The sequence below is a fragment of the Micromonospora sp. WMMA1923 genome (assembly GCF_049179195.1).
In the GTDB taxonomy this organism is placed as follows: Bacteria; Actinomycetota; Actinomycetes; order Mycobacteriales; family Micromonosporaceae; genus Micromonospora; species Micromonospora yangpuensis.
Map to the genome: position 1 here is coordinate 5,377,259 of NZ_JBMHLZ010000001.1, position 25,120 is coordinate 5,402,378.

Consider the following 25,120-nt stretch of genomic DNA (forward strand, 5'->3'; position numbering starts at 1 on the left):
CTGTCCACCTGGGCGCACGGACGACTCCTTCGACACTCGACTTGACCGGCCGCCGCCAGCCTATCCCTGCCCCCTGACTCCCCCCGCGCGGCGCTCGCACCGACCGGCCACGGGGTGTGGGACGCACGGAGCAACCCGGTCAGCGGGCGTCCACCTCGTCGATCTTCTCGGCGCCGAACGCGTCCCGGAGCAGCTGCACGGCCTGTTCCTCACTGCTCTGCCGGGCGGTCCGCTCGTCGATCACCTCGTCCAGCGGCTCGTCCCCCGGATCGAAGCCCTCGAACGCCGCAGCCGGCGACGCGCCGTGGGACTGGGCCGCCGGGCCACCGGGCCGGCTTCCGCCCCGGACCGGACCGTCGAAGTCGGGATCGTACGGCGGCTCGCCCGCCCAGTCGGCGTCGGCGGTCTTGCGGGCCCCCGCCGGCTGCCCCCGGTGCGCACCGGACGCGCCCGCTCCCCGGTTACCGGCCGCCGCGGCGGCGGCTCGGGCCGCCGCGATGGCACCGCTGGCCGCACCCCCTCCCGGGCCGTTGCGTCCCGGGCCACCGGGCTGCCGCGCCGCCCCGTTCGGTGCGGAACCGTCCGCCCCGGCACGACCGGAACCCGGAACCCCGTCCCGACCGGGCTGACCGCCGTCGGCGACCCGTTCTCGTCCGCCTTGACCGGAGCCCGACCCCACATCCCGACCGGCCGACCCGTCCCGCCCGAACGCACCGGCCCCAGCCGGTCCGCCGGAGCCGGCGGGGCCGGTCGGTCCGGAGCCGGTGACGCCGTCCTCGCCGGGGCGAGCGGCGGGACCCGACGGCTCGGCGGCGGAGGTCGCCCCACCCGGGCGGGCCGCCTCGGGCCAGTGATCGTCGGGCTGCCCGGACCCGTGGTCCGCGGCCCCGGCGGCTCCCCCGGGTCGCGCCGCCTCGGGCCACTCCTCGTCGCCACCCGACGCCGAACCGGACCCCGACACCGCACCAGCCCGCGCCGCCGAGCCAACCGAGGTCGCCGAGCCAGCCGGCACAGCCGAGCCGGTCGAGGTCACCGAGCCGGCCGAGGTCACCGAGCCGGTCGAGGTCGCCTGGCCGGTCGAGGTCACCGAGGTCCCGTCACCAGCCGCACCAGCGTCGGGGCGGCCGGACGCACGGCCACCGGCGTCAGGACGCGGGGGCGGCGGGGCAGCCGGTGGGGCGGGCGTCGGCCGGGGCGCGGCGGCGGCACGGGCGCCACCGCGTTCGCCGGCCACCTCGCACCGGATCTGCCAGCGTCCGCCCAGCTCCTCGTAGAGCGCGTCGGTGAGCACCGGGGCGTGATCGGCGAGCATCTTGGCCAGCACCGTCGACTTGACGGTCAGCACCAGCACGTCCCCGTCGAGGTCACGGACCACCGCGGCGCGCATCAGCGCGGCGATCTTCTTGTGACTCCGGTTGACCTTGTCGACCACCTCGGGCCAGACCCGGCGTACCGCTACCGCGTCGAGGGTGCCCGGCTGGTCCGCACCGGGTCGGGGCGGCTCCGGGGTGGCCGGGTCGGGCAGCACGGCCGACGGGGGTACCGCCCGACGGGCTGGGGCGGCGTCTCCGGCGGGGTCGCGGTCCCGGTCCACGGGCCGGCCGGCCGGGACACCGGACTCCGCGCCGGCTGCACCCGCTGCCGGAGCAGCACCGGACGGCTCGGGCCGGGCAGTAGCAGTAACGGCGGCGCGGGACGGAGCGCCGGCGGCGGCGCGGGCGGCAGCCAATCCGGAGAGCGCACCGGTGCCAGCGCCCGAGGCGGGGGCTTCGGCAGCCGCCGGCCTGCCGGCGGGGTACACCTCGGGCGCGGCGGCAGCCGCGGGCGGGGCGGGAGACTCCTGGCGTACCTCAGGGGTGTTGATCTGCTCGGTGCCGGTGAGGGTGAAGCGGCGTTCCATGCGTTCCAGGCGTTGCAGCAGGCCGCCGGTGGAGTCGTCGGCGCCGGGCAGCAACATCCGGGCGCAGATCAGCTCCAGGACCAGCCGGGGCGCGGTGGTACCGCGCATCTCGACCAGGCCGTTGTGCACGATGTCGGCGCAGCGCGACAGCGTGCCGGGGCCGAGCCGCTGGGCCTGGGCGGCCATCCGCTCGATCTGGTCGGCGGGGCCGTCGATCAGACCCTTGTCGGCGGCGTCCGGCACCTGCTGAAGCACGATCAGGTCGCGCAGCCGCTCCAGCAGGTCGGAGGCGAACCGGCGGGGATCGTGCCCGGCCTCGGCCACCCGGTCGACAGTGGCGTACGCCGCCGCGCCGTCGCCGGCCGCCAGGGCGTCGCACATCTCGTCGATCAACGCGGCGTCGGTCACCCCGAGCAGGGCCGCGGCCCGCGCGTAGCTGACCCCCTCCGGCCCGGCACCGGCGATGAGCTGGTCGAGCACGGAGAGACTGTCCCGGGCGCTACCGCCGCCGGCCCGCACCACCAGGGGGAAGACCGCCGGATCGACGGTGACCCCCTCGGCCTGGGTGAGCTGCTCCAGGTACGGCCGCAGGGTCTTCGGCGGGATCAGCCGGAACGGGTAGTGGTGGGTCCGCGACTTGATCGTGCCGAGGACCTTCTCCGGCTCGGTGGTGGCGAAGATGAACTTGACGTACTCCGGGGGCTCCTCGACCAGCTTGAGCAGGGCGTTGAAGCCGGCCGACGAGACCATGTGCGCCTCGTCGATGACATAGATCTTGAACCGGCTGTTGGCCGGCGCGAAGAAGGCCTTCTCCCGCAGCTCACGGGCGTCGTCGACACCACCGTGGCTGGCCGCGTCGATCTCGATCACGTCGATCGACCCGGCCCCGTCGCCGCTGAGCGACCGGCAGGACGCGCACGTGCCGCACGGCTCGGGGGTGGGGCCCTGCTCGCAGTTGAGCGACCGGGCCAGGATCCGCGCGCTGGAGGTCTTGCCGCACCCGCGGGGCCCGGAGAAGAGGTACGCGTGGTTGAGCCGCCCGCTGCGCAACGCCTGCGACAGCGGCTCGGTGACGTGCTCCTGCCCGATGACCTCGGCGAAGGTACGCGGCCGGTACTTGCGGTAGAGCGCCAGTGCCACCCCTCCCGCCTCCTCTCGACCGAGCCATTCTGCGCCGCCGCGCCCGCCCTGACCACCCACCCCGCCGCCCCCTCGGTAAGGAAGGGCCCCCTGTTAACGCCTACGGTAGAGAGGGGTACCCCTCTCACAGCCGTGAGCAGGGCGGGCAGCAGGGGACGGGGCGGCGCAGGGTGGGCCGGTGGGGCCGGCGACGCTGGGGTCGCCGGAAACAAAAAGGCCTCCCGTGCACCCGGAAGAGCCCGCTTATCCTTGCTGCCTTCCGGCCCTGGGGAGGTTCACGGGGTACCGCCGCACGGGAGGTAACGCCCACCCTACCCGACCCCGCGTGGATCTTCAGGGGGTGGTGGGCTGGTCCTGCGCGCGGGGACCTGTATCCTGGCTCGCGGAGGATTCGCCTAGAGGCCTAGGGCGCACGCTTGGAAAGCGTGTTGGGTTTACACCCTCACGAGTTCGAATCTCGTATCCTCCGCTCGCTTGAGCAGTGCAACGACAGGGCCGGCCCCACGGGGACCGGCCCTGAATCGTTCCCGGGTCCTCGTGGCACCCACCGAGCCCACGGCTACTGTCCAGAGCCGACCGGAGCTGGCAGAATGCGTCCGCTGCGCCTATCGACGCAGTTGACAAGCCACGCGGAGTTCACCCCATATGCGCCGTTTATCCATGCTGCTGACCGGAGCAGTCGCCGGCTCCCTACTGCTGGCCCCGTCGGCGCAAGCCACCCCCACGCCGGCCATCCGCACCCAAGCCACGCCCACCCAGGCCACGCCCACGCCCGGCACGCCCCAGCCGGCCGTGCCCAACTACCACGACACCAAGCTCCTCAAGACCACCATCAACCACGGCAAGCCGATCGTGCTGGGCATCACCGGCCACGTCACGGTCCCGGTCACCACCGAGGTCTACGACGACTCCGGCGGCGTAGCGTGGATCAACGCCCAGCTCCGTACCATCGGCGGCGGCTTCTTCTTCACCTTCCTCGAAGGACCCGACAACTACAGCATGACCTGCGTGTCGTCCACCGCCACCACGCAGACCTGCACCGGCACCGCGATCGTCCACCACCACTCCATGGACAACGCCTCCGCCGGCCGGCCGGTCCACCTGACGATCGCCGGGTACGCCATCGACGGCGGACAGTACAGCAACCTGATCAGCACCGAGAGCGTGCCGCTTCGGAAGCAGACGAGGCAGGTCACCGCGAACGCCACCCCGGAGCCGGTCCGTAAGGACGGCACGCTGACCGTCACCGGGCAGCTCACCCAGCCGGACTGGAACTACTGGATCAGCTCCACCGAGTGGCGGTCCGTCGGCTACTCCGGCCAGCCGGTGCAGCTGCAGTTCCGCAAGGCCGGCGCCACCGCGTACAGCACGGTCAAGACGGTCACCTCCGGCACCGACGGGAAGCTGACGACCACGGTCAAGGCGACCACCTCGGGCACCTGGCGGTGGTCGTTCGCCGGCAGCGCCACCTCCGCCGGCTCGGTCGCCGGCGGGGACAGCGTCACCCTGCTCAAGGTCGCCAAACTGACCGTGAACGCCACACCGGAGCCGGTCGCCAAGGGAGGCAAGCTCACCGTGACGGGCCGGCTGACCCGGGCCACCACCGACGCCGCCAGCACCTTCACCGGGTACGCCAAGCAGCCGGTCAAACTGCAGTTCCGCAAGTCCGGCAGCAGCACGTACCGCACCGTCAAGACCGTCTACACCGATGCCAACGGCAACCTGAAGACGACCACCACCGCCACGGCCGCCGGCTACTGGCGATTCTCGTACGCGGGCAACTCGACTGTCGCCTCCGTCTCGGCCGCCGGCGACGGCGTCGTGCTGAAGAAGTAACTCTCCACACCACCACGGCCGCGGGCCCCAGGGCGACCTGGCTCCCGCGGCCGTGCCGCGACCTCCGCCTGTCGGATCGTCGCGACCCTGGGCACTTACCGTTCGATGCTGACGGAACTCATGGCGGGGGCGGACAGGCGTCGTACACATGTGCTATCCACAGGCTGTGGACAGCCGGGGGGTGAGATGAGTTACCAGCTCAGCGCGGTCGTGGCCGATGTCGAGCTGCTGCGCGAGCAGACCGTCGGGCTGGATCACGCCGTTCTTGCCGCGTTGCGGCAGGACTTCGCACTGCTGCCGGTCACCTCCCAGCTGGTCGAGGAGCTGACCGGTACGCCGTCGGACTTCGCCACCGGCGAGCCGGGGCCGCAGCAGCCGTTCGGGTTGGTGCTTTCGGCAACGTTCACCGCCACGCTCGAAGGCTGGTCCCGGCTGGGGCCGGTGGCGTACCTGGAGGCGGAGTTCGCCGGCGGCCTCGGTCGGCAGGCGTCGGTGGTGTGGCTGGGCGGCGCGGTCAGCTTCGGACCGGCGTACGACGACCGCCTGGACGGGCCGCGTCCAGAGTGGCCGATGAATGCGGCGCTGGCCCGGCTCGGGGTGGAGCCGGGGCGGTGGATCGACCTGTTCGCCGAGGTCGGGTTGCACCTGGAGCGGCACACCGAGGGGTGGCTCGCGCACGGGCGGCGCGGGCTGAGCGCCGACTACTGGGACGAGCTGGCCGAGGAATGGGAGGAGCAATCCGGCGGTGACCAGCAACCTCAGCGCTCCCGTCACGTTGGGGACTGGGGGATTCCATGAAAATACGACAATTTGCCTTTATCGCGACACTCTTGACGCTCGCCTCGATCGCCGGCAGTGGGCTACCGCCGACCGGCCCGACACCGACCGGCGGAGCGCCCGACGGCGGGCCGGCCGGAGCCGAACCGGTAGGCAACACCAAGGTCGTCGATCTCAACGGTCTGTCTGACGTCGAGTTCGGCGACACCGAGCAGGAGCTTGCCCGCCGGGGCATCCTCCGGGCCGAGGTGGACACCTGCGGACCGCTGCTCACCGGACACGAGACGGTCAGCCCGATCTTCGTCGACGAGCGGTTGGTGCTGCTCTGGGCCGGCGAGCCGATGAGCACCCCGGAGGGCGTCACCGTGGGTACGCCGCTCCCGGACGTCCGGGCCCGCTACCCGGCGGTCAGCCGGCTCGACGCGCCACAGGGGACGTACCGCTTCGACGGCCTGCTGGCCCGCCGGGGCGACCGGGCGTACCTCTTCCTGCACGACGGCCGGGTGGTCCGCAAGGTCATCGCCGGGTACGCCGACTGGGCCCGCCGCCTCTTCGACGAGGGCCACGGCCCCTGCTGAGCCCACCCACACCGAGCTGACCGGACCCGACCGACCACGCCGAACAGACCCAGCCGGCCCGGCGGGTCACCAGCGGACCGGCAGTGCCTCCGGGCCGAGGATCAGCTGCCCGGCCTTCCAGCGCACCTGCTCGGGCGGTACGGCGAGCCGCAGGCCGGGCAACTCCCGCAGCAGCAGTCGCAGGGCGACCCGCACCTCCAGCGCACCCCAGTGGGCGCCGACGCAGTAGTGCGGGCCGTACCCGAAGGAGAGGTGCGGGTTCGGGTCCCGGCCGAAGTCCATCCGCTCCGGGTCCGGGAAGACCCGGGGATCCCGGTTCGCCGCGTCCGGGGACGGGACCACGATGTCGCCCTTCCGCAGCGAGACGCCGCTGGGCAGCCGCACGTCGGCCCGTACCCGGCGGGGCATCGCGTCGGCGTTGCCGGTGGAGTGCAACCGCTCCAACTCGGTGATCGCCCGGTCCACCTGCTCCGGGTGCGCGACCAGGTGGGCCCAGGCCGTCGGGTGGTCGCCGTACGGCCTGGTGTGCAGCACGTGGAAGAAGGTGCCGATGGAGCTGGCGGCGGTCTCCCGGCCGCCCACCACCAGCGAGATCGGCAGCTTCACCTGGATGTCCGCCGGCAGGTCACCGATGGTGTGCAGGGCGAACGGCAACGCGAAGTCGGCGATCAGGTCCGCCCGCCCGCCCCGTGCGGTCAGCACGGCCAACCGCGCCTCGGCCTCGGCCTCGATCCGGTCCGACAGCCGGGCCACCGCCGCCGGGGTGAAGAAGTCCTCGATGCTGCCCCGTGCCTGCGCGTGCTCGGGTCCGTCCATCCCGAGCATCGTCCCGGCGACGTCGACCGGGTCCGCCGGCCCCGCCTCGGCCCGGGAGAAGACGTCCTGCCGGCGCAGCACCTCCCGCACGTCCGCGTGCCGGCAGATCAGGTACGCCGGGGTCAACTCGCCGGCCACCTCCCGCACGATCGGCACCACCGGGTCGGACTCGGCGGCGAGCCGCCCGTACCGCCAGTGCTTGTCCGGGCCGGCGGGCCGGTTGATCCCGTCGTCGTGCAGGTAGAAGGGGTGACGGAGCCGAGTGTCGACAGGGTGGCTGGCGGCGGTCACGGTGTCGGTCCTCTCCCGCGACGGGCCGGTCGCGGGCCGGCCCGGTGCGTCTCATCGATCGACCAGACCCCCAAGATTGCATCGATGCCAGTCAGAATCAACCGGGCCGGGGTGGCCAACAGAGCGGGTCGGACAGACCACAACTGGGACCAGAAGCGGAACGCCCGGTGCGATCCTCGCGGATCGACCGGGCGTCCTCGCTGTTCACGAGCGGTGGCGGCGGGATTTGAACCCGCGGAGGGCGTAAACCCTCACACGCTTTCGAGGCGTGCTCCTTAGGCCACTCGGACACGCCACCGCGAAGTAGGCTACCGCAGGCCCGGCTCGGACGCCGAACCGGTATCCCCGCGGCCGGCCTGGCAGGATCTTTGGCATGAGTACGCACATCGGCGCGAAGCCGGGCGAGATCGCCGAACGGGTCCTGATGCCGGGTGACCCCCTGCGGGCCAAGTGGATCGCGGAGACCTACCTCGAGGACACGACCTGTTACTCGACGGTGCGGGGGATGCTCGGCTTCACCGGCCGCTGGAACGGCGTGGCCGTCTCCGTCCAGGGCTCCGGCATGGGGATGCCGTCGGCCAGCATCTACGCCCACGAGCTGATCAACGAGTACGGGGTGAAGTCGCTGATCCGGGTCGGCTCCTGCGGGGCGCTCAGCGAGGACCTCCAACTGCGGGACGTGTTGGCCGCCAACGGCTCCGCCACCGACTCGAACATGAACCGGATGCGGTTCAGTGGGCTGATCGACTACGCCCCGGTGGCCGACTTCGGGCTGCTGCGTACCGCGGTCGAGGTGGCCGAGCGACGCGGCGTCGACATGCGGGTCGGGCCGGTGCTGGCCGCGGACGCCTTCTACACCGACCGGCCGGACCTCTACGACACCCTCGCCGACTACGGCGTGCTGGCGGTGGAGATGGAGTCGGCGGCGCTGTACACGATCGCCGCCCGGTACAAGGCGCGGGCGCTGACCGTGCTGACCGTCAGCGACCACATCAAGACCGGCGAGAAGACCACCGCGCAGGAGCGGGAGCAGACCTTCAGCCAGATGGTGGAGATCGCCCTGGACACCATCGTCGCCTGACCCGTCCGATCCCGCCCGGCCGGTCCGGCCCCGCCGGGCGGGGGCGACCCGGGCGGGCCGGGCCGACGACCACCGCCCAGGGTCAGCGGAAGAAGGCGCGCAGCACGGCTGCCGTCTCGGTCTCCAGCACGCCGCCGTAGACCTCGGGGCGGTGGTTGAGCCGCCGGTCCCGCAGCACGTCCCAGAGCGAGCCGGCCGCGCCGGTCTTGGGCTCCCAGGCCCCGAAGACCACGGTCGCCACCCGGGCCAGCACCAGCGCGCCCGCGCACATCGTGCACGGCTCCAGGGTGACCACCAGGGTGCAGCCGTCCAGTCGCCACCGGCCCAGGCGCTCGGCACCGCGCCGCAGCGCCAGCACCTCGGCGTGTCCGGTCGGGTCACCGGTCAGCTCCCGCTCGTTGCGCCCGACGGCCAGCTCGGTGCCGTCCGGGCCGTAGAGCACCGCACCCACCGGTACGTCCTCGCCGGCGGCCAATCCGCCGTCGGGAGCCGCCGTACCGGCGACGGGCGGCAGGTCACCGGTGACCGCGATCTCCAGAGCGCGGCGCATCCACAGCTCGTGCCGCTGCCGCCGGCCGGTACCGGTCGGATCCGCCAGCCCTTCCCGGGCGCCCGGTCCGACCCGACCCACCGAGCCCGGGGTCGGCTGCCCGGCCCGGACGGTCCCCAGCGCCGGATCGGTCGCGTCCGCCGGCGCACCGACCGGCGGTGCGGAGCCAGCCGGCGGCTCAGACCTCACGCAGCTCCTCGACCTCGTCGCCGCAGCCGAGCAGTTGGCACACCTCGGCGGTGACGTCGGCCGGCAGCATCCCCTCGTGGCCGCAGAGCGCGAGCAGGCGCTGCGCGGAGATGCCGAGGTCGGTCAGGAGGTCCGCCTCGCCGACCGGATCGGCCTCCGGGTCGACCGCCGGCTGCTCGTTGTCGTCGTCACCGCTGCCGCCGGACGGTCGCGGCTCGTCGACGTCGTCCAGCCCGGTGACCGAGGTCTTCAGGTCGCCGACCAGCATCGCGCCCATCCGGGACTCCTCGGCGTACGCCGAGTCGGAACCGAAGATGCGCAGGTCCTCGCCCTCGTCGAGGCGCAGGATCACCAGGTACGCGTCGTCGGCCTCGACGAAGAGCAGGGACAGGTCGGCCTCCGGGTCGACGTCCCGGAGCCGGTCGGCGACCTCCTCGACGTCGGTGGCCCCCCGCAGACTGACCTCGGCAGCGGTCCAGCCACTGTCGTCACGCACCACGGCCGCAGCGAAGTACGACACGGTCCCCCCAAACTGCCACGCCGACTCGTTACGCGTGCACGGTATCCGGTCGACTCGGCGACCGAAGCGTCAACGCCCCGACGGGGTGGAGACAAAACTCAGCCGGCGACCCGGCGCCGGGTGGCGATCAGCTGCCGAAGCTGTGCGGAACGAGCCCGCTGCGGTCGCTCCCGCTGTCGTACCGCTCTGGCCCCGGCCAACTCGGCGAGGAGCTGAAGGCGGCGGCGGCTACGGTCGGGGTCGAGCCGCGGGGTGGTCCAGGCCATGGTCCCGAGGGTCGCCCAGCCCTGGCGGGTACGTCAAGATGGTCTTCACCGCGAATTCACACTGTCACGCAGAGTGAAAGCAACTCACCATAACGGCCAGTCTCCGGTACCCGACCAGCGGAGGGCCACCACGGCGGCGGCGATGCTCCAACCACCGGCGGTGACGATCGCGATGCCGGTGGCCACCCCCCGATCACCCACCCTGACCAGCACGAACGAGGCCAGCCAGGCGACCGCACCGGCGAACAGCGTCCACCGGGCGTACCCGGTCAGGTCCGAGCCGAGCAGGCCGAACAACACCAACCAGCCGGCGGCGACCGCGCCGCCGGCCGCGACCCCGGCACCGCTGACCTGGTGCGGCTCGCGGTAGGTCGGCTGTGCCGGCGGCGCCGACGGGAACAACCCCGACGGGGTACGCGGCATCGGGCGCATGCCGGCCGCCGGATCGGGCCGGAAGGCCGGGTGGGTCATGCCGTAGCTCCTCGTGCCGTGGCTCGCGCCGTCCGGCTCCAGGGTAGTCGTCGTGTCAGGATGACCGGATGGTCCCGCGATCCGCCGTCCGTAGCCGCCGCCGTCCGGCGTACCCGGTGTTGTTGCTCGCGGTGGCGGTGCTGGCCGCCGGCTGCGCGACCGAGCGGGAGTTGCCGGAGTCGCCGCAGGGCCGCAGCCCGGACGCGCTGCGCACCGCCGAGCAGCCCGCCCCGGCCGAGCCGTCGCCGGCCACCGCGTCCCCGACCCCCACCGCACCGGACGGCACGGCACCGGGCAGCGCCGGGCCGACGCCTACCCGCACCGGACTGCGGCACGTCTTCCCGGTACGCGCCGACAACGTCGACTACCACCCGACCCACTCGGCGTACCCGGGCACCGACCTCTTCGCCGACTGCGGCGAGCCGTTCGTCGCGGTCACCGACGGGCGGATCCTGGAGGTCAGCCGGGTCGACCGGTACGACAAGCGGGGCCCGCAGGGGCCGTACAACGGCGGCCTGTCGGTGTCGCTGCTCGGCGACGACGGGGTGCGTTACTACGGCTCGCACCTGAGCGTCGTCGACCGCGGCATCAAGGAGGGCGCCCGGGTCCGGGCCGGGCAGCAACTCGGCAAGGTGGGCCGCACCGGCAACGCCAACAACGTCTGCCACGTGCACTTCGGCATCTCGCCACCCTGCACCGGCCAGGACGACTGGTGGATCCGCCGGGGCGTGGTCTGGCCGGCGAAGTACCTCGACTCGTGGCGTCGCGGCGGCAACCGGGAGCCGGCCGCCGCGGTGACCGCCTGGCGACGTGAGCACGGTTGCCCCGCGAAACCGTGACCCGGGCGTAGATTCGGCAGGGTGAGCGACCGGGATCCCATCGCCGACCTGCGCCGCATCGCCTTCCTGCTGGAGCGGGCCAACGAGGCGACCTACCGGGTACGCGCGTTCCGCTCGGCGGCGGCCGCACTGTCCGCCCTGCCCGTCGGCGAGCTGACCGAGCGGGCCGGCAGCGGCCGGCTCACCGAACTGTCCGGGGTCGGTGACGTGACCGCCCGGTGCGTGGCCGAGTCGCTGGCCGGCGAGGAGCCGGTATATCTGCGCCGGCTGACCGCCACCGAGGGCCTGGACCTGGACGCCGAGGCCGCCGCGCTGCGCGCGGCCCTGCGTGGCGACTGCCACCTGCACTCCGACTGGTCCGACGGCGGCTCGCCGATCGAGGAGATGGCGCTGGCCGCGGTCGAGCTGGGCCACGAGTACGTGGTGCTGACCGACCACTCGCCCCGGCTGAAGGTGGCCCGGGGGCTGACCGCCGCCCGGCTGCGCCAGCAGCTCGACCACGTGGCGCGGCTCAACGCCGACCTGCCGGACGGGTTCCGGATCCTCACCGGCATCGAGGTGGACATCCTCGCCGACGGCTCGCTGGACCAGGACGAGGAGCTGCTGGCCCGCCTCGACGTGGTGGTGGGCTCGGTGCACAGCGGGCTGAACGACGACCGGGCGAGGATGACCCGCCGGATGCTCGCCGCCGTCGCCAACCCGCACCTGGACATCCTCGGCCACTGCACCGGCCGGATGGTCGCCTCCCGGCCGGCCGGGGTGACCGGGCCGGGTGACCGGGGGCACCGGGCCCGTACCCGGGCCGAGAGCGACTTCGACGCGGACGCGGTCTTCGCCGCCTGCGCCGAGCACGACAAGGCCGTCGAGATCAACTCCCGGCCGGAGCGGCAGGACCCACCGAAGCGGCTGATCCGGCGGGCCCTGGAGGCCGGCTGCCGGTTCGCCATCGACACCGACGCGCACGCCCCCGGCCAGCTCGACTGGCAGCGCTTCGGCTGCGACCGGGCGGCCCGCTGCGGCGTCCCCGCCGACCGCGTAATCAACACCTGGCCCGCGAACGAGCTGCTGGCGTGGACCCGACGGTCATCCCGCTGACCGCCGGCACGCAGTGGTGGACACCACAGCCACTTCCTAGAGTGGACGTCGTTGACCGATCGGGAGGTGGAAGCCGGATGACGGTGCCGATGAAGTTCGATCCACTGACGGATCTCGACGGGATGTGGACCACCCAGCTCGCTGATCGATACCTCCCGCTGCCCGAGTTGCCGCACGCGCGGTACGAGTGCATCGACGGAAGGTTGGTCATGACCCCGGCAGAGGTCGGCACGAACAGCTACGGCGAGATGCAGTTGGGACGGCTGCTGTCCCCCCACGCCGAGGAGCACGGTTTCTACGTGTTCGGCCAGGTGAACCTCACCTTCACCCCGCAGCGCTGGATCCAGCCGGACGTGACCGTGCTGCACACCCTACCCAAGACCGACGAGGAGGACCGGTGGATTCCGGTCCACCTCTGCACGATGGCCGTCGAGTTCGTCTCGCCGGGCAGCCGGCGGCAGGACTTCGTCGACAAGCCGAAACGGTGTGCGGAGGGCCGGGTGCCGTACTTCATGCGGGTCGAGATCTCCCGACGGCTGCGGCACGCCGCGGTCGAGCTGTACGCCCTCGGCGAGGCCGGCGGGTACGAGCTCGTCACGCAGGCGGTCAGCGGGATGCGGCTGCTCTCCACCGAGCCGTTCCCGATCGACTTCGACCCGGCCGAGCTGCTGCCCTGACCGACCCGTCCCGTACTGTCGCACCGTGGGACGAATCGATGACCTCGCCGACCGGTACGTGGCCGACTGGGCCCCGCTGAACCCGACCGGCGCGACGTACGTCGGCATCACCGGCTACGACAACCTGCTCGACGACCTGACCCCGCAGGGGTACGAGGCGCGTGCCGAACTGGCCCGCCGGACCCTGGCCGACCTGGACGTGACCGAGCCGGCCACCGAGCCGGAGCGGGCCGCCAAGGAGGCCATGCAGGAGCGGCTCGGTCTGGAGCTGGCCCGGCACGACAGCGGTGACGCCGCCAGCGAGGTCAACGTGGTCTCCAGCGGGCTGCACGAGCTGCGCAGCGTCTTCGACCTGATGCCGACCGAGGGCACCGAGGCCCAGGCGAACATCGCCGCCCGGCTCAACCGCTTCGCCGCCGCCCTGGAGGGCTACAAGACCACGCTGCGCACCACCGCCGCCGCCGGGAAGGTCAGCTCCCAGGCGCAGCTGGTCGAGGTGGCCAAGCAGTGCGACGTCTGGATCGACCCGGACGGCGACAACGTCTTCCACGCCCTGGTGGAACGGCTCGACGCCGACGGCACGATCGGTGCCGAGCTGCGTCGGGGCGCGGCGGCGGCCACCGCGGCCATCGCCGAGTTCGGCCAGTTCCTGCGCACCGAGATGGCCCCGCAGGGCCGCGAGAAGCAGGCCGCCGGCCGGGAGCGGTACGAGCTGGCCTCGCAGTACTTCCTCGGGGCCAAGGTCGACCTCGACGAGACGTACGCCTGGGGTTTCGAGGAGCTGGCCCGGTTGGAGGCCGACATGCGTACGGTCTCGGCGCGGATCGCCGGGCCGGGCGCGACGATCGACGAGGCGGTGGCGGCGCTGGACGCCGACCCGGCCCGTACCGTCGCCGGCAAGGAGGCGTTCCGGGACTGGATGCAGGAGCTGGCCGACCGGACGGTCGACCAGCTGCACGGCACCCACTTCGACATCCCGGAGCAGGTCCGCCGGATCGAGTGCCACCTCGCGCCGACCAGCGACGGGCTCATCTACTACACCGGCCCGAGTGAGGACTTCTCCCGCCCCGGGCGGATGTGGTGGGCGGTGCCGCAGGGCATCACCGACTTCTCCACCTGGCGCGAGGTGACCACCGTCTTCCACGAGGGCGTCCCGGGCCACCACCTGCAGATCGCCCAGACCGTGGTCCGGGCCGACCTGCTCAACCGCTGGCAGCGGCTGCTCTGCTGGGTCTCCGGGCACGGCGAGGGCTGGGCGCTCTACGCCGAGCGGCTGATGGACGAACTGGGTTACCTGGACGACCCGGGTGAGCAGCTCGGCATGCTCGACGGGCAGGCCATGCGGGCGGCCCGGGTGATCGTCGACATCGGCATGCACCTGGAGCTGCGGATCCCCAAGGACAACCAGTTCGGCTTCCACCCGGGTGAGCGGTGGACCCCGGAGCTGGGCTGGGAGTTCATGCGCGCGCACTGCCGGGTGCCGGACGAGAACCTGCGCTTCGAGTTGAACCGCTACCTGGGCTGGCCGGGGCAGGCCCCCTCGTACAAGGTCGGCGAGCGGATCTGGCTCCAGGCCCGCGAGGACGCCAAGGTACGCAAGGGCGCCGACTTCGACCTGAAGGAGTTCCACCAGCAGGCGCTCGACCTCGGTGCGCTCGGGCTGGACCCGCTGCGGCGGGCGCTGGCCCGGCTCTGACCGTCCGCCCACCGGGCCCGACCGGTCCATGATCGGGCCCGGAGCGGGACGGCGGCTGCCGTTCCGCCCGCGCGTTGGCTACCGTAGGTGTCTTCGTGGGGGGAGCGCTCCCCCATGTGGTACGTCCCGATCGAGGTGCCCTTGACTCTGTACGGTGAAAAAACTCCCCCCGCTGACGACCGGCCGACCGTGCAGGTCACGGCGGTCAGTTGGCCGGGCGTGGACCCGCCGCCGACGCAGGCGGGGCCCCCGACCGCCGGCCCGGCCGGCAGGCGTTCCCGCTTCCGGCGGCCCCGGGTCCTGCTCGCCGCCGGGGTCACCACGGTCGTGCTGGCCGGTGCGGCCGGTGCCGGCGCCTACGCGTACGCCGGTGACGTGCCCCGGGGCACCACGGTGCTCGGCACCGAGGTCGGTGGCCGCAGTCGGACGGCGGCGGCCGGGGAACTGCGCGCCGAGTTGGAGCGACGGACCGGGACGCTGACCGCCCCGCTGACCGTCCGGGTCGGCGAGAAGACCGCGGAGATCGACCCGGCCGAGGTCGGGTTGACCGTGGACGTGGACGCGACCGTGGCGGCGGCGGCCGAGGCCGGGGCCCACCCGGTGAGCCGCCTGGTCGGCTCCCGGGAGGTCGAGCCCGTGGTGGTGGTGGACGCCGACCGGCTCGACGCCGCCCTGCGCAAGGTGATGGGCAACCAGGGCCGCAAGATGACCATGCCGGCGATCAGCTTCAAGGGCACCACCGTCAAGGTCACCCGCCCGAAGCCCAGCCTGGCGTTGGACCCGCAGCGCTCCGCCGAGGCGGTCCGGGCCGGCTGGCTCGCCGGGCAACCGGTCACCGTGCCGCTGGTCGAGACGCACCCGGCCACCACGGCCGAGGAGGTCGACAAGCTCGCCGCCGAGCTGGCCGAGCCGGCCGTCGCCAAGGCGGTGACCCTGCGCACCGACCAGGGTTCGGTGAGCATCCCGCCCGCCGCCATCGCCAAGAGCCTGCGGTTCAGCGCGGACAAGGCCGGCAAGCTGACCCCCAAGGTCGACGTGAAGCGCCTCCGCAGCGCCCTCGGCGACAAGCTGTCCAAGATCGAGGTGGAGGCCCGGGACGCCCGGATGGCCGTCACCGGCGGCAAGCCGAAGGTGGTCGACGACGGCCGTCCCGGGCAGCAGCTCGACACCGCCACGCTCGGCAAGGACCTGCTCGCGGTACTGCCGAAGGGCGACGACCGGACGGTCTCCGGCGAGCTGAAGCCGGTCCAACCCGAGGTGACCGCCGACAAGATCGGCGAGCTGGGCATCAAGGAGCGGGTCTCGAAGTTCACCACCCAGTTCACCGGTGGTCTCTCCGCGCCCCGCAGCAAGAACATCGTGCAGATCGCCAAGGACGTCGACGGCACCGTGGTCCTGCCCGGCGAGACGTTCTCCCTCAACGGGCACACCGGGGAACGCGGCTACGCCCAGGGCTACCACGACGCCCCGGTCATCATGGACGGCAAGCTCGTCCCCGGCGTCGGCGGTGGCACCTCGCAGTTCACCACCACGCTCTTCAACGCCACGTACTACGCCGGCCTGGAGGACGTGGAGCACAAGCCGCACTCGTACTGGTTCAGCCGGTACCCGGCGGTCATCGAGTCCACCATCTTCTGGCCGAACCTGGACTTCAAGTTCCGTAACAACACCGAGTACGGGGTCCTGATCGACACGTCGTACACGTCGAGTTCGATCACCGTGTCGATCTGGAGCACCAAGATCTACGACAGCGTCAAGACCGAGTACGGCCCCCGTCGGGACATCACCAAGCCGGTCACGACGTACCTCGAACCCGGTCCGTCCTGCATCCCGGCCAACGGCATCGACGGCTTCGCCCAGGACGCCTTCCGGGTCATCAAGAAGGACGGCAAGGTCGTCAAGCGGGAGAAGTTCAGCTGGCGCTACGCCGCCGAGCCGCGGTTCGTCTGCGGCAAGAAGCCCTCCTGACCTCCGTCGAGGGCAGACCGCACGGTGCCCCGCCGGCAACTCGCCGGCGGGGCACCGGCACATCCGGGGTACGTCCTCAGGGGCGCGCTTCGGCCAGGCCCCTACGGACGCCCTCGGCGTCGCGGTCGGTGCCGTAGACCGGGGTGTCCGGCTGCTGCCGCCAGCTCTCGTCCAGGGTGCCGGCGTCGACGGCGTCGAATCCCAGGGTGTCGACCAGCTCCATCACCAACCGCTTGGCGTCGGCGTCGGCGTCGTCGGCGGCCACCGGCAGCGCGATCCGGTCGCCCGCTCCGGCCGGCCGACCCCGCTCCAGCAGGTGCGGGGCCTGGATGTTGTTGAACGCCTTGACCACCCGGGCGCCCTTGAGGTGGTCTGCCGTCCACCGGCTGGAGCTGAGGCTGCGGTCCAGCAGCTCGGCGATGTCCCCGTCCCGCTGGGCGTAGTAGTTGTTGGCGTCGACCACCACCTTGCCCTCGAACAGCGCACCGGGCAGTTCCGGTACGGCCCGCAGCGGGATGGCCACCACGACCAGGTCCGCGCCGTCGACGGCCTGTTCCACGGTCCCCGCGTTAGCACCGGTCTCCACGGCGAGCGGGGTGAGGGACTCCGGGCCGCGCGAGTTCGCGACGGTCACCTCGTGTCCCAGTGGCACCAGCCGACGAGCCAGGTTGCCACCGATGTGCCCCGACCCGATGATTCCGATCTTCATGGCGTCTCCTCGTCTCCGCCCGTCTCGGGCGGTCTGGTTCCTGTCCCGTCACAGGACAGGTACCCCGTAGGGACGCCGACGATCACGAAGGAGGCCTAGACCACGCTCCCAAACGCAAAAAGCAGTGAGGGCCATCCCTGTCGGGATGACCCTCACTGTAAGAATGTCCGGCGGTGTCCTACTCTCCCACACCCTCCCGAGTGCAGTACCATCGGCGCTGGAAGGCTTAGCTTCCGGGTTCGGAATGTAACCGGGCGTTTCCCTTCCGCCATGACCGCCGTAACCCTATCGACATATCAAACAACACCCACACACGGTGATGTCGTTCGTTTGTCAAGAGTTGCACAGTGGACGCGTAGCAGCTTCGTAGTCAAGTCCTCGGCCTATTAGTACCGGTCAACTCAACCCGTTACCGAGCTTACATTTCCGGCCTATCAACCCAGTCGTCTAGCTGGGGGCCTTACTCCACCAAAGGTGGATGGGATACCTCATCTTGAAGCGAGCTTCCCGCTTAGATGCTTTCAGCGGTTATCCCTTCCGAACGTAGCTAACCAGCCGTGCCCCTGGCGGGACAACTGGCACACCAGAGGTTCGTCCGTCCCGGTCCTCTCGTACTAGGGACAGCCCTTCTCAAGTATCCTACGCGCACGGCGGATAGGGACCGAACTGTCTCACGACGTTCTAAACCCAGCTCGCGTACCGCTTTAATGGGCGAACAGCCCAACCCTTGGGACCTGCTACAGCCCCAGGATGCGACGAGCCGACATCGAGGTGCCAAACCATCCCGTCGATATGGACTCTTGGGGAAGATCAGCCTGTTATCCCCGGGGTACCTTTTATCCGTTGAGCGACACCGCTTCCACACGCAAGTGCCGGATCACTAGTCCCGACTTTCGTCCCTGCTCGACCTGTCAGTCTCACAGTCAAGCTCCCTTGTGCACTTGCACTCAACACCTGATTGCCAACCAGGCTGAGGGAACCTTTGGGCGCCTCCGTTACCCTTTAGGAGGCAACCGCCCCAGTTAAACTACCCACCAGACACTGTCCCTGAACCGGATCACGGCCCGAAGTTAGATACCCAAATCAACCAGAGTGGTATTTCAAGATTGCCTCCACCCATACTGGCGTATGGACTTCACCGGCTCCCACCTATCCTACACAAGCTAATTCGGATACCAATGTCAAGCTATAGTAAAGGTCCCGGGGTCTTTCCGTCCTGCCGCGCGTAACGAGCATCTTTACTCGTAATGCAATTTCGCCGGGCCTGTGGTTGAGACAGTGGGGAAGTCGTTACGCCATTCGTGCAGGTCGGAACTTACCCGACAAGGAATTTCGCTACCTTAGGATGGTTATAGTTACCACCGCCGTTTACTGGCGCTTAAGTTCTCCGCTTCGCCCCGAAGAGCTAACAGGTCCCCTTAACGTTCCAGCACCGGGCAGGCGTCAGTCCATATACATCGAATTACTTCTTCGCATGGACCTGTGTTTTTAGTAAACAGTCGCTTCCCCCTGCTCTCTGCGGCCATACAACGCTCCACCCGCGCGGGGCTTCACGTCTCCGGCCCCCCTTCTCCCTAAGTTACGGGGGCAATTTGCCGAGTTCCTTAACCACAGTTCGCCCGATCGCCTCGGTATTCTCTACCTGACCACCTGTGTCGGTTTGGGGTACGGGCCGCTAAGAACTCGCTAGAGGCTTTTCTCGGCAGCATAGGATCACTGACTTCACCTGAATCGGCTCGGCATCACGTCTCAGCCTCATGCGCCACGGATTTGCCTATGGCACGGCCTACACGCTTACCCCGGCACAACCACCGGCCGGGATCAGCTACCTTCCTGCGTCACCCCATCGCTTGACTACTACCCGCCAGGTTCCCACGCTCCCCACCATCAACCCGAAGGCCTCAAGCAGTTCGGATGGTTAGCACAACGAAGTTCATCAGGGACGCTCTTTCGCGGGTACGGGAATATCAACCCGTTGTCCATCGACTACGCCTCTCGGCCTCGCCTTAGGTCCCGACTCACCCAGGGCGGATTAGCCTGGCCCTGGAACCCTTGGTCATCCGGCGGAAGGGTTTCTCACCCTTCTTTCGCTACTCATGCCTGCATTCTCACTCGTGCCGCGTCCACAACTCGATCACTCGGCTGCTTCACCCCCGGCACGACGCTCCCCTACCCATCCACACACCTGCACCCCCACCAAAAGGCGGAGACGAAGTAAAAATGTGAATGCCACAGCTTCGGCGGTGTACTTGAGCCCCGCTACATTGTCGGCGCGGAACCACTTGACCAGTGAGCTATTACGCACTCTTTAAAGGGTGGCTGCTTCTAAGCCAACCTCCTGGTTGTCTATGCGATCCCACATCCTTTTCCACTTAGCACACGCTTAGGGGCCTTAGCTGGTGATCTGGGCTGTTTCCCTCTCGACTACGAAGCTTATCCCCCGCAGTCTCACTGCCGCGCTCTCACTTACCGGCATTCGGAGTTTGGCTGATTTCGGTAAGCTTGTGGGCCCCCTAGACCATCCAGTGCTCTACCTCCGGCAAGAAACACACGACGCTGCACCTAAATGCATTTCGGGGAGAACCAGCTATCACGGAGTTTGATTGGCCTTTCACCCCTAACCACAGGTCATCCCCCAACTTTTCAACGTTGGTGGGTTCGGCCCTCCACGTAGTCTTACCCACGCTTCAGCCTGCCCATGGCTAGATCACTCCGCTTCGGGTCTAGAGCATGCGACTCAAACGCCCTATTCAGACTCGCTTTCGCTACGGCTCCCCCACACGGGTTAACCTCGCCACATGCCACTAACTCGCAGGCTCATTCTTCAAAAGGCACGCCGTCACCCCTAAAGGCTCCGACGGATTGTAGGCGAACGGTTTCAGGTACTATTTCACTCCCCTCCCGGGGTACTTTTCACCATTCCCTCACGGTACTCGTCCGCTATCGGTCACCAGGAAGTATTTAGGCTTACCAGGTGGTCCTGGCAGATTCACGGCAGATTTCAGGAGTCCGCCGCTACTCGGGAACACCCACAGAAGACCAGCCACTTTCACCTACCGGACTCTCACCGACTACGGTCAGCCTTCCCAGACTGTTCAGCTAGCAACTGGCTTTATCACTCCTCACACGAGTGTCAGCTCGTGTAGCAGGGTCCCACAACCCCGACCACGCAACCCCTGACAGGTATCACACGCAACCGGTTTAGCCTCAATCCGCTTTCGCTCGCCACTACTCACGGAATCACTAAATTGTTTTCTCTTCCTACGGGTACTGAGATGTTTCACTTCCCCGCGTTCCCCCCACACACCCTATGTATTCAGATGCGGGTGACATCACATGACTGATGCCAGGTTTCCCCATTCGGACACCCTGGGATCACAGCTTGGTTGACAGCTCCCCCAGGCCTATCGCGGCCTCCCACGTCCTTCATCGGCTCCTGGTGCCAAGGCATCCACCGTTCGCCCTTGACAACTTGACCACAAAGATGCTCGCGTCCACTGTGCAATTCTCAACAAACGACCAACCCACAACCCACCAACCCCACACCAGCAACCCACCAGGATCCGGTATGCGAGGCCAGGCCATGCCTGGCAACCTCATCACAAGGCTCTGAAAAAACAACCATGGTTGTTCCTTCAGGACCCAACAGGGTGCTCTCCGCCTTCCCCCAGCCGCACCAGGATCACCGTTCCCACCACTCCGAAGAGCAGCTGTACTAGACGACCCCGACCGTTGCCAGGAGAAAACTCACCAGTGTCTCCGCCATTCGAGCACCCCACCACCACATTCGGGCAGTGCGGGCTCCTTACCGACTTTCGTCGGAAGGTGCTCCTTAGAAAGGAGGTGATCCAGCCGCACCTTCCGGTACGGCTACCTTGTTACGACTTCGTCCCAATCGCCAGCCCCACCTTCGACGGCTCCCTCCACAAGGGTTGGGCCACCGGCTTCGGGTGTTGCCGACTTTCGTGACGTGACGGGCGGTGTGTACAAGGCCCGGGAACGTATTCACCGCAGCGTTGCTGATCTGCGATTACTAGCGACTCCGACTTCACGGGGTCGAGTTGCAGACCCCGATCCGAACTGAGACCGGCTTTTTGGGATTCGCTCCACCTCACGGTATCGCAGCCCATTGTACCGGCCATTGTAGCATGCGTGAAGCCCTGGACATAAGGGGCATGATGACTTGACGTCATCCCCACCTTCCTCCGAGTTGACCCCGGCAGTCTTCGATGAGTCCCCGCCATAACGCGCTGGCAACATCGAACGAGGGTTGCGCTCGTTGCGGGACTTAACCCAACATCTCACGACACGAGCTGACGACAGCCATGCACCACCTGTGACCGCCCCCGAAGGACCCCCCATCTCTGGAGGTTTTGCGGCCATGTCAAACCCAGGTAAGGTTCTTCGCGTTGCATCGAATTAATCCGCATGCTCCGCCGCTTGTGCGGGCCCCCGTCAATTCCTTTGAGTTTTAGCCTTGCGGCCGTACTCCCCAGGCGGGGCGCTTAATGCGTTAGCTGCGGCACAGAGAACCGGAGAGGCCCCCCACACCTAGCGCCCAACGTTTACAGCGTGGACTACCAGGGTATCTAATCCTGTTCGCTCCCCACGCTTTCGCTCCTCAGCGTCAGTATCGGCCCAGAGACCCGCCTTCGCCACCGGTGTTCCTCCTGATATCTGCGCATTTCACCGCTACACCAGGAATTCCAGTCTCCCCTACCGAACTCTAGCCTGCCCGTATCGACTGCAAGCCCGCAGTTGAGCTGCGGGTTTTCACAGTCGACGCGACAAGCCGCCTACGAGCTCTTTACGCCCAATAAATCCGGACAACGCTCGCACCCTACGTCTTACCGCGGCTGCTGGCACGTAGTTGGCCGGTGCTTCTTCTGCAGGTACCGTCACTTGCGCTTCGTCCCTGCTGAAAGAGGTTTACAACCCGAAGGCCGTCATCCCTCACGCGGCGTCGCTGCATCAGGCTTCCGCCCATTGTGCAATATTCCCCACTGCTGCCTCCCGTAGGAGTCTGGGCCGTGTCTCAGTCCCAGTGTGGCCGGTCGCCCTCTCAGGCCGGCTACCCGTCGTCGCCTTGGTAGGCCATCACCCCACCAACAAGCTGATAGGCCGCGAGCCCATCCTAAGCCGAAAAACTTTCCACCACCAACCATGCGATCAGCAGTAATATTCGGTATTAGCCCCGGTTTCCCGGGGTTATCCCAAAGCCTGGGGCAGGTTGCTCACGTGTTACTCACCCGTTCGCCGCTCGAGTACCCCGAAGGGCCTTTCCGCTCGACTTGCATGTGTTAAGCACGCCGCCAGCGTTCGTCCTGAGCCAGGATCAAACTCTCCAACAAAAACTTGTCGAAAAATCAACCCCGACAACAAACAACATGTTGCCAAAGGAATCCGAAACCAACCGATCGAAACCGGCCAGCCCGGGGTATAAAACAATTGGCACTGGCTTATCAAGCACCCTGTTGAGTTCTCAAAGAACAACCACACACCAACCAGAAACCCGGCATCACCGAGCCCCACCTGGGGTATTTCGTCCGCTCGCCCCCGCCGCTCTCGCGCCGGGCACTTTTACTACGTTACCTTACCGTCTGCCCCGTGTCAAACCGTGTGTCCCGGTCTGTCGCGGTTCGTACGGGTCGCGCACCCAGCACAGCGCGCAGCAGTGTCTCACCGCGTACCGTCTTGGGTTTGGCAGTCCGGCCGCCGCGGTCTCCCGCAAGCTCGCCCGGTGCTCTGCCGGTCGACAACGTTACCCGGTCGGCTCCGCCGCGCCAAATCGGCCTCGTCGACCGCTTCAGGGGCACCGCCCGCCCGCTGTCGTCGGGGTTGACCCCCGCCGACCTCGGCGTTGTCACCGCGCTCCGGCCTCTCGGGGTGTTCGCCCCGGTTCGTCCGTTCCGCGCTGGCAGAGAGAAAGTTACGCGTACCCGGGTTTGATCGTCAAATCGGGGGGTAGCGTCGCGCGTCACACGCCCGGTGAGCTGGCCTTGCGCGCTCGCCAGCCGCGTATCCCGAGCAGTCCCACCGTGGTGCCGACGGCCAGCGAGGTACCGATCAGCAGCGCGTGGATCCACAGAAAGCCGGCTGCCGGCCAGTCCCCGACGGTGCCGCTCACCCAGGCCCGGGGGTCCTGCCAGATCGCGACCGCGAACCTGGGCCAGATCACCCAGGTCCAGACGCCGACCCCGACCAGGAACAGTGACCAGCCACGCGACAGCACCATGGCAGCCGAGTATGCCAGCGCCGCCGACCACCGACCGCCGCCTTCCCCGCACCGACCACCCGTCTCCGCCAGCCCGCCGGGACACTGCCGGCAGCCCGCCGGGACAGTGCCAGCAGCCCACCGGGACACTGCCGGTCCGCGAACGGACGGTTGCCTCCGTCGATCGATCCGGTTCTTCGCGTGACACCATCATCAGGACGAGCGGGAGGACCGATGGAGCATCGCACCAGCGTTCTGACCACAGCCGGACCGACGGAGCTCTGGCGGGCGCTTACCGATCCGACCGAATGGCCCCGGTGGACGGCCTCGATGACCCGGGTGGAGGCCCTCGACGGTCCGGTGGCGCCGGGGAACCGGTTCCGGATCGTTCAGCCGGGCCTGCGTCCGATGGTGTGGACCGTCACCGGGTACGTCGACGGCTCCTCCTACGAGTGGACCGCGAGCCTGCCCGGGGTGACCAGCGTCGCGTGGCATGCCGTCGGGTCGGCACCGGACGGCCGGTTCCGGATCGAGCTGGGGATCCGCCAGTCCGGTCCGCTGGCACCGCTGGTGGGACTGCTGGTCGGCCGCCGAACCCGTCGCTACGTCGACGCCGAGGCCGAGGGACTCGTCCGGTACGCCGAACACGCCGGGTGAGCGCCGGGTTGCCGGCTGCTGCCACGATGCCGGCATGGCAGCAGCGGGGTCGGACGGTCGTCGATGGTGGCCGCCGAACTGGTGGTCGGTACTGCGGGTCGGACTGGTCGTCGTCTGGGTGGTCTGGGCGGCGGCGACCTGGTGGTGCATGCCGCGAACCGGCACGTTGGCCGAGGCCCGGGCGGACCTGGCAGCCGGACGGTTGGTCGCCTACGCCTGGGGTAACTCGTGGCAGACCTCCTCGACCGGTTGGTGGCACGACGAGTTCCAGCTGATCCAGGGCAGCAACGAGGGCCCGGTGTTCGTCTGGCGGACCTCCGATCACCGGGTACGACACGTCGAGCCGGACCAGTCGACACCGGTGCGGGATCCGGTGCAGCTCGACGGGGTCTGGTCCGCGGGGCCGGAGGTTGTGGAGCCGGAGGCTGTGGAGCTGGCGACGCGGCTGCGGGCGGCCGGTACGCCGGTGCGCTCGCCCGTCTCCGGGTTGCCCGGGCCGGTGCCGCTGCTGGTCACGCTCGCCGCGGTGGTCGTACTCGGGGTGCTGGTCTTCGGGCCGGCGCCGGTGACCGGTACCCGGTGGTTCTGGTTCTGGTTGTTCGGTCTGTCGATGGGTCTCGGGGTGCTCTACTGGCTGGCCCGTGAGCATCCCTGGCGGGTTGCCGCCCGCCGGCCGACGGGCCCGGTCGGTACGGATCCGCCTGGTACGGATCCACGACGGCGCTGGTACCTCGGCCTGGCGGTGGCGATCGTGGGCTCGCTCGCGGTGAGTCTGCTGGTGTTCAGCCTGCAACGGGTGCTGGGTGAACAGCTCGTGCCCTGCGCGCCGGACGGCTGCGGGTGACCCGGT

General features: G+C 69.1%; 19 protein-coding genes, 2 tRNA genes, 3 rRNA genes and 1 other RNA gene. 12 read left to right on the forward strand and 13 right to left on the reverse strand.

Annotated features, from left to right (window positions below; genetic code table 11):
* Positions 1 to 139: 139 nt before the first annotated feature.
* Together ACN28G_RS24435 and ffs are read right to left on the reverse strand one after the other, a co-directional pair.
* Positions 140 to 3,040, reverse strand: coding sequence for a DNA polymerase III subunit gamma and tau (locus tag ACN28G_RS24435; protein ID WP_421480406.1), 2,901 nt, complete (start codon positions 3,038 to 3,040; stop codon positions 140 to 142).
* A 212-nt stretch (positions 3,041 to 3,252) separates the two neighbouring features.
* Positions 3,253 to 3,342, reverse strand: an RNA gene (ffs, locus tag ACN28G_RS24440) — signal recognition particle sRNA small type.
* Between the two features lie 82 nt (positions 3,343 to 3,424).
* On the opposite strand from ffs, the gene ACN28G_RS24445 reads away from it, so the two are divergent.
* The 4 genes from ACN28G_RS24445 to ACN28G_RS24460 all read left to right on the forward strand — a co-directional run bounded on the left by ACN28G_RS24445 (position 3,425) and on the right by ACN28G_RS24460 (position 6,231).
* A tRNA-Ser gene (locus ACN28G_RS24445) sits at positions 3,425 to 3,509 on the forward strand.
* A 191-nt stretch (positions 3,510 to 3,700) separates the two neighbouring features.
* Positions 3,701 to 4,876, forward strand: a complete 1,176-nt coding sequence (locus ACN28G_RS24450; protein WP_421480407.1) for a hypothetical protein — start codon at positions 3,701 to 3,703, stop codon at positions 4,874 to 4,876.
* Positions 4,877 to 5,062: 186 nt separating this feature from the next.
* A complete protein-coding gene (locus ACN28G_RS24455) occupies positions 5,063 to 5,674 on the forward strand; it encodes a hypothetical protein (RefSeq protein WP_421480408.1) in 612 nt (203 codons plus the stop codon).
* Positions 5,675 to 5,706: 32 nt separating this feature from the next.
* Complete coding sequence (locus ACN28G_RS24460; RefSeq protein WP_421480409.1) at positions 5,707 to 6,231, forward strand: hypothetical protein; 525 nt, start codon at positions 5,707 to 5,709, stop codon at positions 6,229 to 6,231.
* Between the two features lie 66 nt (positions 6,232 to 6,297).
* Here the strand turns inward: ACN28G_RS24460 and ACN28G_RS24465 are convergent, their stop codons facing one another.
* Together ACN28G_RS24465 and ACN28G_RS24470 are read right to left on the reverse strand one after the other, a co-directional pair.
* On the reverse strand, positions 6,298 to 7,338 hold the full coding sequence (locus tag ACN28G_RS24465) for a cytochrome P450 (RefSeq protein WP_421480410.1): 1,041 nt from the start codon (positions 7,336 to 7,338) through the stop codon (positions 6,298 to 6,300).
* Between the two features lie 211 nt (positions 7,339 to 7,549).
* Positions 7,550 to 7,636 (reverse strand) — tRNA-Ser (locus ACN28G_RS24470).
* Positions 7,637 to 7,711: 75 nt separating this feature from the next.
* Here ACN28G_RS24470 and deoD point away from each other — a divergent pair.
* Positions 7,712 to 8,419 carry a purine-nucleoside phosphorylase gene (deoD, locus tag ACN28G_RS24475; RefSeq protein WP_091445272.1) on the forward strand — a complete coding sequence of 236 codons (708 nt, stop codon included), beginning with the start codon at positions 7,712 to 7,714 and terminating at the stop codon, positions 8,417 to 8,419.
* An 82-nt stretch (positions 8,420 to 8,501) separates the two neighbouring features.
* On the opposite strand, the gene ACN28G_RS24480 is transcribed toward deoD, so the two are convergent.
* The 4 genes from ACN28G_RS24480 to ACN28G_RS24495 all read right to left on the reverse strand — a co-directional run bounded on the left by ACN28G_RS24480 (position 8,502) and on the right by ACN28G_RS24495 (position 10,415).
* On the reverse strand, positions 8,502 to 8,969 hold the full coding sequence (locus ACN28G_RS24480) for a nucleoside deaminase (protein WP_091447637.1): 468 nt from the start codon (positions 8,967 to 8,969) through the stop codon (positions 8,502 to 8,504).
* A gap of 178 nt (positions 8,970 to 9,147) precedes the next feature.
* Positions 9,148 to 9,678 (reverse strand): tRNA adenosine deaminase-associated protein, encoded by a 531-nt coding sequence (locus ACN28G_RS24485; protein ID WP_421480411.1) that lies wholly within the window; start codon positions 9,676 to 9,678, stop codon positions 9,148 to 9,150.
* Between the two features lie 98 nt (positions 9,679 to 9,776).
* Positions 9,777 to 9,944 (reverse strand): hypothetical protein, encoded by a 168-nt coding sequence (locus tag ACN28G_RS24490; protein WP_175440694.1) that lies wholly within the window; start codon positions 9,942 to 9,944, stop codon positions 9,777 to 9,779.
* Between the two features lie 84 nt (positions 9,945 to 10,028).
* Positions 10,029 to 10,415: a hypothetical protein gene (locus ACN28G_RS24495; protein WP_421480412.1), complete on the reverse strand. Its 387-nt coding sequence runs from the start codon at positions 10,413 to 10,415 to the stop codon at positions 10,029 to 10,031.
* 68 nt (positions 10,416 to 10,483) lie between these two features.
* Here ACN28G_RS24495 and ACN28G_RS24500 point away from each other — a divergent pair, with 68 nt between their 5' ends.
* From ACN28G_RS24500 to ACN28G_RS24520, 5 genes are all read left to right on the forward strand, one after another.
* On the forward strand, positions 10,484 to 11,254 hold the full coding sequence (locus ACN28G_RS24500) for a M23 family metallopeptidase (protein ID WP_421480413.1): 771 nt from the start codon (positions 10,484 to 10,486) through the stop codon (positions 11,252 to 11,254).
* A 21-nt stretch (positions 11,255 to 11,275) separates the two neighbouring features.
* Positions 11,276 to 12,349, forward strand: coding sequence for a PHP domain-containing protein (locus tag ACN28G_RS24505; RefSeq protein WP_091445280.1), 1,074 nt, complete (start codon positions 11,276 to 11,278; stop codon positions 12,347 to 12,349).
* Positions 12,350 to 12,426: 77 nt separating this feature from the next.
* Positions 12,427 to 13,026 carry a Uma2 family endonuclease gene (locus tag ACN28G_RS24510; RefSeq protein WP_091445282.1) on the forward strand — a complete coding sequence of 200 codons (600 nt, stop codon included), beginning with the start codon at positions 12,427 to 12,429 and terminating at the stop codon, positions 13,024 to 13,026.
* 25 nt (positions 13,027 to 13,051) lie between these two features.
* Positions 13,052 to 14,722: a DUF885 domain-containing protein gene (locus tag ACN28G_RS24515; protein ID WP_091445285.1), complete on the forward strand. Its 1,671-nt coding sequence runs from the start codon at positions 13,052 to 13,054 to the stop codon at positions 14,720 to 14,722.
* 135 nt (positions 14,723 to 14,857) lie between these two features.
* Positions 14,858 to 16,690 (forward strand): VanW family protein, encoded by a 1,833-nt coding sequence (locus ACN28G_RS24520; RefSeq protein ID WP_421480966.1) that lies wholly within the window; start codon positions 14,858 to 14,860, stop codon positions 16,688 to 16,690.
* A 76-nt stretch (positions 16,691 to 16,766) separates the two neighbouring features.
* Here the strand turns inward: ACN28G_RS24520 and ACN28G_RS24525 are convergent, their stop codons facing one another.
* The 5 genes from ACN28G_RS24525 to ACN28G_RS24545 all read right to left on the reverse strand — a co-directional run bounded on the left by ACN28G_RS24525 (position 16,767) and on the right by ACN28G_RS24545 (position 23,634).
* Positions 16,767 to 17,399, reverse strand: a complete 633-nt coding sequence (locus ACN28G_RS24525) for an NADPH-dependent F420 reductase (protein WP_421480414.1) — start codon at positions 17,397 to 17,399, stop codon at positions 16,767 to 16,769.
* Positions 17,400 to 17,564: 165 nt separating this feature from the next.
* Positions 17,565 to 17,681 (reverse strand): 5S ribosomal RNA (rrf, locus tag ACN28G_RS24530).
* A gap of 84 nt (positions 17,682 to 17,765) precedes the next feature.
* Positions 17,766 to 20,877, reverse strand: a 23S ribosomal RNA gene (locus tag ACN28G_RS24535).
* Positions 20,878 to 21,235: 358 nt separating this feature from the next.
* Positions 21,236 to 22,750 (reverse strand): 16S ribosomal RNA (locus ACN28G_RS24540).
* Together the 16S, 23S and 5S rRNA genes form the textbook arrangement of a ribosomal RNA operon.
* A 626-nt stretch (positions 22,751 to 23,376) precedes the next feature.
* Positions 23,377 to 23,634 (reverse strand): SCO4848 family membrane protein, encoded by a 258-nt coding sequence (locus ACN28G_RS24545; protein WP_421480415.1) that lies wholly within the window; start codon positions 23,632 to 23,634, stop codon positions 23,377 to 23,379.
* Positions 23,635 to 23,847: 213 nt separating this feature from the next.
* Here ACN28G_RS24545 and ACN28G_RS24550 point away from each other — a divergent pair, with 213 nt between their 5' ends.
* Together ACN28G_RS24550 and ACN28G_RS24555 are read left to right on the forward strand one after the other, a co-directional pair.
* Positions 23,848 to 24,270, forward strand: coding sequence for an SRPBCC family protein (locus tag ACN28G_RS24550; protein WP_091445290.1), 423 nt, complete (start codon positions 23,848 to 23,850; stop codon positions 24,268 to 24,270).
* Between the two features lie 34 nt (positions 24,271 to 24,304).
* On the forward strand, positions 24,305 to 25,114 hold the full coding sequence (locus ACN28G_RS24555; protein ID WP_421480416.1) for a hypothetical protein: 810 nt from the start codon (positions 24,305 to 24,307) through the stop codon (positions 25,112 to 25,114).
* Positions 25,115 to 25,120 lie beyond the last annotated feature (6 nt).